The 1,010-nt window shown below is 28.5% G+C and carries 1 protein-coding gene; it reads right to left on the reverse strand.

Annotated elements, in window-relative coordinates; all coding sequences use genetic code 11:
- Window positions 1-12 precede the first annotated feature (12 nt).
- Window positions 13-906 carry an IS982 family transposase gene (locus tag Q0762_RS13875; RefSeq protein ID WP_298767727.1) on the reverse strand — a complete coding sequence of 298 codons (894 nt, stop codon included), beginning with the start codon at window positions 904-906 and terminating at the stop codon, window positions 13-15.
- Between the last annotated feature and the right edge of the window lie 104 nt (window positions 907-1,010).

The following is a 1,010-nucleotide window of genomic DNA, read 5'->3' on the forward strand; positions in this document are numbered from 1 at the left end:
ACCTGAGTTCGATTAATAAAACGCAAGTTGATTAGTATTAACTGTTTGGTATTTTATAGAAGGTTTTTTAGGCAAAAAACTATATGCAATAAGCCCTGCAACGATATTTGACAGAAAATTAGTAAAGCTTCTATGTCTAGAATGTTCAATTTGGCAGATATTTTTCAATTCATCATTTACAGTTTCAATAACAGAACGTTTGCGTAGTAAAATTTTATCACTCATTGTCATTAAAGAATTCTTCATGTTGTTTTTAATATGCGTAATTAAATGCAATCCATCAGTAAAAAGAAGTTGCATTAAATCTTTACCAATATAGCCTTTATCTGCATATAGTTTTCCGTAGATTTTATCTAAAAAAGACTTCTTTTTTAACGGTGTTCTATCATCAACATTTGCTTGTGTGATTGTGAAATTTAAGATTTCTCCTTTATCATTTATAACAATGTGAAGCTTAAAACCATGAAACCATCCCATAGTAGATTTACCAGTGGTTGCAATGCCTTTAAAGACTTTATTGTTTTTAATTCGTTTAGGTTTACATACTCTAACAGGTGTAGAATCTACAAAGGAAATACCTGTGCAATCGCCCAAACAACAGGTCTTTAAAAACAAAGTCATTGGCATTAAACATTGTTGCATTAGTTCTGTAAATCTATTGTATGAAACTGTATTAGGAAAATCATCTTGCATATGTTTTTGCAAATAATAAATGTAGAAGTGCTTAAAGGTTCTAAATCCACTTAATTGAAATAAAATGGTAATAGTAATGACCTCACTTTTTGACATAATGGATGGACGTTTTGATGGATTACCCAAAAGGTGTTTATCAACTAATTCATCATATTCTTTGCAAAATTCATCAACAAGACAGAAAATTTCAGTAATTTTAGAGTAGATTATCATAGATAGGTTTTTAGATTAATAAATTGAATTTCAGTACTTTAATTTACTAAAAATCTATCTTTTTTGCTAATAAAATCTATCTAAATATTAATCGAACTCGGGTT

Source organism: uncultured Polaribacter sp., assembly GCF_947495205.1.
Taxonomy (GTDB): domain Bacteria; phylum Bacteroidota; class Bacteroidia; order Flavobacteriales; family Flavobacteriaceae; genus Polaribacter.